We start from the raw sequence: 7,978 nt of genomic DNA, 5'->3' as shown, positions 1-7,978 counted from the left end.
CGATGATCGCGGAAACGAGTTTGGCAACATGGAAGGGACCTTGCGCCACTACCACCCCAAATTCGGTCAGATGGCCGCGGAGCGCATTGATGGTTTGGGTGCGCTGACGCACCAGGAGGTCGCGGGCGCGAAACACAATGGCCGCGGCCTGTTGCGCCTCGCTCTTCACCGCCACGAAACGCATCGTCGGCCGCTGGGCGGCTTCGCAGATTGCTTCCGCATCCGCGGCATCATTCTTCTGCCGCTTTACGAAAGGCTTTACATAGTCTGGCGCAATGAGTCGCACCGCATGCCCTAATCTCCCGATCTCGCGCCCCCAGTAGTGGCTGCTGGCGCAGGCCTCCATGGCGACCGTGCACGTCGGCTGCGCGGCAAGACATTTAAGGACCTGATCCCGGCGCAGCTTGTTGCGGAAAAGCACGGTTCCTGATGCATCCGCGCCGTGCATCTGGAACACATTCTTCGCGAGATCCAACCCGATTATGCTAACTTCCGACATGGACGCCTCCGTTCAAGTGATGGTCAACGACACCACTTTGGCACAGCGATGCCGTGAGGGGGCGTCCACCCCATCAACTTGCCCGATCACAAGGTCCATAGCGTTCGAGAGGCCATCCAGGCGGCCGGAGCTAGCCTGCTCTATCTTCCGTCCTACAGTCCAGACTTCTACCCGATTGAAATGGCCTTCTCCAAACTGAAAGCGCTGTTGCGGGCCGCCGCAGCGCGCACCATGCCCGATCTCTGGCAAGCAATCGCCAACGCTCTCAAACGCTTCTCACCCGAGGAATGTCAAAATTATCTCGTCGCGGCTGGTTACGACGCAACGTGATCGGAAAGCGCTCTAGGAGCTGGGAGCGATGCGCGTCCAATTCTTAGGCGACAGATTTCATCCCAGCGTTCGCGTCGTGCAGCCTTTCGATCCGCCCGCAATTGTGCAAGGCCGGGCGGGAGCGTGGAACTGCCAGTCTTCGGTCGTTGCACGGACGCCATGATTTGCACGGCGGCGGCTATGCTGTGACGATGGCGGCCGACCGCGTGGCGCAGGGCCTCACCCAGACTGTTGAGCAGGTGCCAGCGGTCCGCCACCTGCACCGCGTCGGGGGCGCCGCAGCGTGCGCCATCAGTATAAAGTCCCGCACGATCGCGGGCGACGACCTTGATCTCCGGCCAGCGCTTCAGCCAGCTCGCAACACTGCCGGCGTTACGATCGGGAAGCAGGTCAAGCACGCAATTGCGCTCCAGATCGCAGATGATCGTTCCACATCGCTGGCCACGACGCCAAGCCCAATCGTCGATGCCGACGACGGTCGGGGCAACGAAATCCGGCAAGGGTGTCGCCGCTGACTGGCATGGCCAGTTTGCGCGACAGGCGCGAGCCGGGCTCACCGCCGACCGCAAAGCCGATCGCCAGCTGGCTCTCGCCGAGGCGGGTTGTGCGTCTTGCTTTCGGCCGCACCGTTGCCGGTAGCCGCTCAGTGAATATCCGACGCGGGCATTGCGGATTCGCGCATCGAAAGCGTCGCGCCTGAAGCCGGATTTCGACAACCCGCCCCTGCCATGGCAGATCGGCTAAGCGTCGCTCGTAATGGCTGTGGACGTGACCCGTCTGGCCGCCGCAACAGGGGCAGAGCGAGACCGCTGACTTTGGCCGAGCCACGAGCACCCCCCTGTCGGTCTGGGGAAGGATCTCGACAATCGAACGTTCGGGGGAAACCAGTGAGCGGAAGGCATGGAGCAAGGCGAATTACGGGCGTCGACTGCGATTCCGACCTTAGCCGAGCACGCCGCCAATCAGCAGCGCAATGCCGAGCAGCGAGGTTGCGATCGGCCGGCGGATAAAGGGGTCGGAGACACCATGGGATGCGCCTGCCGCTCAGGCGGCTGTTGCCGGGATCATGGCTGTTTGGCTCCAGATCCCGATGGTTGAGCCCCCGGCCCTGGCGCCGGACCGGTCTGGCCCTTCTGGTCGCCCTCACTGCTGCTCCGCTTGGCGCAAAGCTCGCCGTCCTTGCCTTGTCCGTCCTTCAGCCCGTCCTTCTGACCGTCCTTGGCCTGGCCATCCTTCTTCTGGCCATCCGGCGCACGCGTGCGCTTGCGCGGGACGAGGTCGGCCGACGGGGTCTGCTCGTCGCGGCCGACGATCACCTTGGAGCCGTCGGACAGATTGGCGAAGCCTGCGGTCACGACCTTGTCGTTCGCCGTCAATCCGCTCGCAATGACCGCGTCATGCTCGTTCTGCTGGGTCACCGTCACAGGCTTGGCCGAGACGATGTCGCCCTCGCCGATGACATAGCTGAAGGTGCCGATCGGTCCGCGCTGCACCGCCGACGTCGGCACCACCAGCGCCTGCGACAAGGTCTCGACCTTGAGGCGGACATTGACGAACTGGCCCGGCCAGAGCTGGTAATTGGCGTTGGGGAATTCAGCCTTGAGCCTGAGCGTGCCGGTGGTCTGGTCGACCTGGTTGTCGATGCCGGTGAGCTTGCCGCTGTCGATCACGGTGACGCCGTCATTGCCGAACACGTCGACCGACAGCGCGCCTTTGGCAGCGGCGGCATTGACCCGCATGATCTGCTGCTGCGGCAGGCTGAACCACACCGCGATCGGCTGCAATTGGGTGATGACGACAAGGCCGGTGGTGTCGGGGGCGTGGATGATGTTGCCCTGGTCGACCTGGCGCAGGCCGGCGCGCCCCGAGATCGGCGCCACGATCTTGGTATAGCTCAGCGTCGCCGCCGCATTGTCGATCGCGGCCTGGTCGGCCTTGACCAGCGCCTCGGTCTGGGCGACCAGCGCGCGCTGGGTGTCGGCCTGCTGCTTGGAGCCGGCGTTGGAGGCGGCGAGCTGCTCGTAGCGCGTCAAGTCGATGCGCTGGTTGGCGAGCTGGGCTTCGTCCTGGGCCTTCTTGGCAACCGCCTGGTCGTAGGTCGCCTGGTACGCTGCCGAGTCGATCTCGCCGAGCACGTCGTCCTTCTTAACGTCCTGGCCTTCGGTGAACTTCACCGCGATCAGCTTGCCGTCGACCTGCGAGCGCACCGTGACCGTGTTGAGCGCGCGGATCGCACCAACGCCATCGAGATAGACCGGGACATCCAGGATGCGGGGCGTTGCCGCCAGCACCGGCACCGGCAGGTCGGGCCGCTGGTTGCGGCCGTTCGCCTGCTGCGGCTGCTGATGCATCACGGTCCAGCCGAGATAGCCGAGGCCGCCGAGGATCGCGAGCGTGACCAGAGTCAGGATGAAGCCGCCGCGCGACGATTTCCTCGCCGTCCCCGCCTTCGCGTCATCCTTCTTATCCGGCTTAAAGAGCATTGACCGGTTTCTCCATGCGCGGCTCCCAGCCGCCGCCGAGCGCCTGGCCCCCCCCCCCCCCCCCCCCCCCCCCCCCCCCCCCCCCCCCCCCCCCCCCCCCCCCCCCCCCCCCCCCCCCCCCCCCCCCCCCCCCCCCCCCCCCCCCCCCCCCCCCCCCCCCCCCCCCCCCCCCCCCCCCCCCCCCCCCCCCCCCCCCCCCCCCCCCCCCCCCCCCCCCCCCCCCCCCCCCCCCCCCCCCCCCCCCCCCCCCCCCCCCCCCCCCCCCCCCCCCCCCCCCCCCCCCCCCCCCCCCCCCCCCCCCCCCCCCCCCCCCCCCCCCCCCCCCCCCCCCCCCCCCTGCGAGTTGGGCCTGCGACAGCGCGTCTTCCGCCTGGAACAGGGTCAGCTGGGTGTTGAGCACGGTCACGATGTCGGTGGTGCCGGCGCGCAATTGCTGCTCCGACAGATCGAACGCGCGGCGCGAGGCGGTGACGACATCGCGCTGCAATTGCAGCTTGATCGTGGTCTGCTTGATCGAGAACAGCGCATTGTCGACGTCGGCGAAGGCCTGGACGATGGTCTTGCGATAGGTCTGGAGCAGTTCGTCCTGCCGCGCCTTGGCAAATTCGAAATTGCCGAGGATCTTGCCGCCGTCGAAGATCGGCTGCGTGGCACTGCCGACGAGCTGGAAGAAGGCCGCATGCGGCTGGAACAGCGACACCAGCGCCGAGCTCTGATAGCCGCCATTGCCGGTGAGCTGGATGGTCGGAAAGAACTGCGCGCGGGCATTGCCGATGTTCGCGGTCGCAGACGCAAGCTGCGCCTCCTGCCGGCGAATATCCGGCCGCTGCGTCAGCAGCTCCGACGGCAGGCCGGGCGTCACGCGCGGGATCGCGATCCGGTCCAGGGAGCCGCCGAGCACGCGCACGCTCTCGGGCGGGCGCGAGACCAGCACGGCGAGCGCGTTGACGTTCTGGTCGAGCGTCTGGCGCAGCGGTGGCACCAGCGCCTTCTGGTTGGCGAGCACGCTCTCCTGCAGGGCGACGTCGAGATCGGTGCCGGTGCCGGCCTTGCGGCGCTCCTTGACGGCATCGAGGATGCGCTGCGCGCTCGCGATGTTGCGCTGGGCGGTGCGCAGGCGGTCCTGCGAGGCCAGCACCTGGAAATAGGCATTGGCGACGGCGGCGAGCGTCGTCAGCGCGACGGTGTCGCGATCGAAGCGGTTAGCTTTGGCGGTCTCTTCCGCCGATTGCAGGGCATCGCGGTTCTGGCCCCAGAAATCGAGCTGGTAGCTCGCGCTGAGCGAAGCCTGGTAGTTGACGACCTCACGGCCACCATTGGTGAGACCCGAGGCTGACGACCTGGAGGTGCGCGAATAGGTCTCCTGCCCGGTGCCTGAAAGGCTCGGCAGCAGCGCCGCGCCCGCCTGGCGCGCCTGGGCGTCCGCCTGGACGATGCGCGAGACCGCGGCGGCGATGTCGAGGTTGACGGTCTGCGCCTCTTCCATCAGCTGCGTCAGCTCCGCCGAGCGGAAGCCGCGCCACCAATCCAGCGACGGCGGCGCATCCCCCTTCCCGGCGTATTTGTACTGCGCGGGGACATCGAGCGCGGGATCCGGAAGGTCCTGGGTTAGCACGCAGGCACCCAAGCTCGACGCCAGACACGCGACCGCGACGGCTCGCAGCGTCCGGGACGAATGCAGAGAAAGATTACTGCTATACCGCGCGCTGCCCGGCTCCTTCGTCAAGGCTTTCCGACCGCTTTCCGACAGGGGCGTGGGTGATACTTCGGAGCCATGCGGTTAGGACGCAAGGCCAAGGGCATTGCAAGCGCCGATCCAAGAACCGCGGCGGCCCCCAGCCACTGCGTTGCGGTCAGGGTTTCCCGAAGGAAGATGGACGCCAAAATAGATGTAAACACGGGAACTAGTGGCAGCAATAATGCGGCGGCGGTCGCGCTCATTCGCTGCAGCGCAATCCCGTAGAGGAGAGAGGGGATGGAAAGAAGCAGCAATCCGGATACGACCACCGATACAATATCGGCCATCACCACAGAGAGCGTCGGCATTGGACGGACGCCAATCCACGCAAATACGACCACCGTCAACGCAACGATCTGGCTTGCCGTCGTAAGTCGCAATGCATCGACACTTTGCGACATCACACGGACTGCTACGTTGTAGAGTGAGGCGAATAGCACACCGGCGAGAACGAGAGCGACTCCCAGTCCCCGCGTTGCGGACGGATCAGAGTCAGGGGTCCAGCTCAAAAAGCCGACCCCGGCAGAAGCCAACATACAGAGGAAAATGATAGCACGGTTAGGGACCTCGCCAAGGATTAACCATGCAAGCAGTATGACCATCGGCGATTTAACTGCGAACAGCATCGCTTCTACCGACGCCGGCAGCATCGATAGCCCGAAGATCGAAAGACCAGACGCAAGCGCCGGCTGCAGGATGCCGGGAAGGCCAGCACCCCAATCGCTCAAGCGAGGCGGCGCGCCTGAGCAGATGGATAGTACGGTCAGGCTTGCAGCACTTACAGCCAACTGCCCTGTCAGAAGCGAGAGCGGCTCTATGCAGCAGAGCGCGGCCTTGGACAGAACGTTGCCCATGCTCCAGCTGACCGTCGCGAGTGTTCCGCAAAGAAGGGGTAGGAAAAGAGATGGGCCGCGCATCGCTCGGCGCTCCGATTGCGTAGCCTGTTTGACACTCAGATAGTGCAAGCGCCGGTGGAAGAGGGGGATTGAAGTTCAAGTCGAGCCACGCATGAGCCGACTCTAGCTTCTGAAATAGCCCGCGAAATTGCCAGCCCTACGCGTTAGGCTGATCACTTGGATAAAGGTGCTCTCTTGCGGGAATAAGGGGCGTTGAATAGGCATAGTTTAGTTCGCGGTGTCTAGGGGGAGAACTGGCGATGACGATAGGCAAACCGAAGACTGGTGTGGTTTTGCCAACATCGGGCATGCCGCCTTGTATCCCCGAAAAGGTCCTGCAGGCACCTACCAGGACTGGTTGGCTACACCGGTGCAGCGCCGCAACCGATCCTGTTGCCACTATACGCCCAGAGGTCTGCTAATCTGGCAGATGCACCATGAGCGCGTTTAGCTCATTGGCTGAGTGGCCGCCTCAACGATAAGGCAAGCGATTAGGGTAATATTCGAGCTTTCAGGAGCCATCATGCCCCCTACTATATTTCAAAAGAAAGCAGACTCCGATGACGTACAGCCAGCAGTTTTGAAGTGGAAGTGCTTTCGTGCCTTTGTGGTGGTTTAACGCGGTCATCTTCACAAACGTGGCTGTGAATCTGACATCGAATCCGTCAGCCAACTCCCGGCGCGCCTCCAGGGTCAGGCGCTTCATCTTCCGAAGTGGCGGAGGGACGATCGGCATAGCGCTGATGGATCGTCAGGAGGTCGATCTCATTACACGCCCATGGAGTTTTCGCCCATGCGCTTTGGCGCTGGCGAGCGCCTCTCGCGACAGATAGGCCCATCCCAAAGCGAGCTCGGCCGGCGAGCGCTGCTCGTGTGGGATGATCTTGTGGAATGGCCCATGCCGCTCGCCGCCGACAAGGGCGCCGCAGCTTGTAGGAGCGCTCGAAATTGGCGCTGTCCTAGAGCACGAGCCGAAGGCAAGTCTGTGCGTGAAAGGGATCGGCGGTCATAGGCGGGGCGGCCGACTACCGCATCTGCACCGGACATTCTGCCACCGAGGGTAGGCGCAGCTAAGGGCCGGGTCAATGCGCAGGGCTTGATCCGGTGAGCGCAGTCCGTGCTGATGTCCGAAACCATACGCGTCAAATGTAAGTAGAACGCCAAAGTGTCTGCGCACGCGACATTGAGCGGAAAAATCGTGAGCGATTCCTCTCGTTTGCACTGGCCAAATCATGCAGCAGCTAGCGGCGAGGACGACAGGATGGGAGGTGCGGTTGAATGCAAATCAGACAAGCAAGACGGCGGCGCCGGTCGATGGTCAAAGGCTGCCACCGAGAATGTGAACAAAAAAGTCGTGATCAATCTGAACTCGGCCGGCGAGGGCACGACCTGTGTCGTGGAAGCTCCGTCTCAGATCGTTGATTTAGCTGAGATACGCACCGTCATCGGCATCTAAGTGCAGACGCCCTCGCTAATCGGGCATCTATTACTCGGATCCGTACGTGATGCCCCTCGGGCGCTTGGCTTCATACCGCTGGGTTTCATAGGCCGCCGTTATTCCCTCAAGATCTGATTTTAGCTTTTCGAACGCAACTTGCTGCGCATCGAGTGCGGCTGAGCAATTCTTGCTGAATTCCTCACTTTGAAGTTTTCCCTGCTCCATCATTTCGAAGATGGTTCTGTCCTTGCTTTGTCGTGCATCTGAAAGAACCGATCGAATATCCTGTGCATCTCGCTCTACGGCCACTACCGCATCGTTGACCGATGATCGCATCGCCTCCAGCGCATTAGGACTCACGCCCGCCAAGATCGCTTCCCCCAGCGCGCGCCCGCGCCGACAACTGTGTCGATTCTCGAATTGCCCATGTTGTAGTTGCTGGTCTCTTCCACTGAGGACTATAAGGGCAACCGCCGCAGCCTCAGTGATCTGAGGCCGGCAAACTGGACCATTTTTGGCTAGAACCTATCTCAAAATTGAAGATCAGCGTCGATCGGCTATAAAGGAAAGATGATTCGGCTGACGGACGAGCAA

The 7,978-nt window shown here is 63.5% G+C and carries 7 protein-coding genes and 2 pseudogenes; 2 read left to right on the top strand and 7 right to left on the bottom strand.

Annotated features, from left to right (window positions below; all coding sequences use genetic code 11):
- On the bottom strand, positions 1-499 hold a 499-nt coding region (locus tag XI08_RS10385; RefSeq protein WP_271574337.1), incomplete at its 3' end, for an IS110 family transposase.
- A 75-nt stretch (positions 500-574) separates the two neighbouring features.
- On the opposite strand from XI08_RS10385, the pseudogene XI08_RS10380 reads away from it, so the two are divergent.
- Positions 575-829 (top strand): annotated as a pseudogene (locus tag XI08_RS10380) (transposase); the annotation flags it as partial.
- On the opposite strand, the gene XI08_RS10375 reads toward XI08_RS10380, so the two are convergent.
- The 5 genes and pseudogenes from XI08_RS10375 to XI08_RS10355 all read right to left on the bottom strand — a co-directional run bounded on the left by XI08_RS10375 (position 814) and on the right by XI08_RS10355 (position 5,967).
- Entirely contained in the window at positions 814-1,329 is a 516-nt protein-coding gene (locus XI08_RS10375; protein WP_271557514.1) for a transposase, read from the bottom strand. The pseudogene XI08_RS10380 and the gene XI08_RS10375 sit on opposite strands and share 16 nt — an antisense overlap.
- Positions 1,220-1,657 (bottom strand): transposase family protein, encoded by a 438-nt coding sequence (locus tag XI08_RS10370; RefSeq protein WP_271574338.1) that lies wholly within the window; start codon positions 1,655-1,657, stop codon positions 1,220-1,222. Before XI08_RS10370 ends, XI08_RS10375 begins: the two co-directional genes overlap by 110 nt.
- A 236-nt stretch (positions 1,658-1,893) precedes the next feature.
- Complete coding sequence (locus XI08_RS10365; RefSeq protein ID WP_271574336.1) at positions 1,894-3,312, bottom strand: efflux RND transporter periplasmic adaptor subunit; 1,419 nt, start codon at positions 3,310-3,312, stop codon at positions 1,894-1,896.
- A gap of 337 nt (positions 3,313-3,649) precedes the next feature.
- Positions 3,650-4,975 (bottom strand): annotated as a pseudogene (locus XI08_RS10360) (efflux transporter outer membrane subunit); the annotation flags it as partial.
- A gap of 59 nt (positions 4,976-5,034) precedes the next feature.
- On the bottom strand, positions 5,035-5,967 hold the full coding sequence (locus XI08_RS10355) for a DMT family transporter (RefSeq protein ID WP_271574335.1): 933 nt from the start codon (positions 5,965-5,967) through the stop codon (positions 5,035-5,037).
- Between the two features lie 1,177 nt (positions 5,968-7,144).
- On the opposite strand from XI08_RS10355, the gene XI08_RS10350 reads away from it, so the two are divergent.
- Positions 7,145-7,402 carry a hypothetical protein gene (locus XI08_RS10350; protein ID WP_143279437.1) on the top strand — a complete coding sequence of 86 codons (258 nt, stop codon included), beginning with the start codon at positions 7,145-7,147 and terminating at the stop codon, positions 7,400-7,402.
- A gap of 30 nt (positions 7,403-7,432) precedes the next feature.
- Here XI08_RS10350 and XI08_RS10345 read toward each other — a convergent pair whose 3' ends face one another.
- Positions 7,433-7,753, bottom strand: coding sequence for a hypothetical protein (locus XI08_RS10345; protein WP_271574334.1), 321 nt, complete (start codon positions 7,751-7,753; stop codon positions 7,433-7,435).
- Positions 7,754-7,978: the final 225 nt, after the last annotated feature.

Source organism: Bradyrhizobium sp. CCBAU 11361, assembly GCF_028128935.1.
Lineage (GTDB): Bacteria > Pseudomonadota > Alphaproteobacteria > Rhizobiales > Xanthobacteraceae > Bradyrhizobium > Bradyrhizobium niftali.
Note: the sequence above shows the minus strand (reverse complement) of the source record. Positions and strands in the feature narration are given on the sequence as shown.

Excerpts from the sequence above, each read along its gene's own strand:
- XI08_RS10365 (WP_271574336.1), bottom strand. The coding sequence starts at position 3,312 with ATGCTCTTTAAGCCGGATAAGAAGGATGACGCGAAGGCGGGGACGGCG.
- XI08_RS10355 (WP_271574335.1), bottom strand. The coding sequence starts at position 5,967 with ATGCGCGGCCCATCTCTTTTCCTACCCCTTCTTTGCGGAACACTCGCG.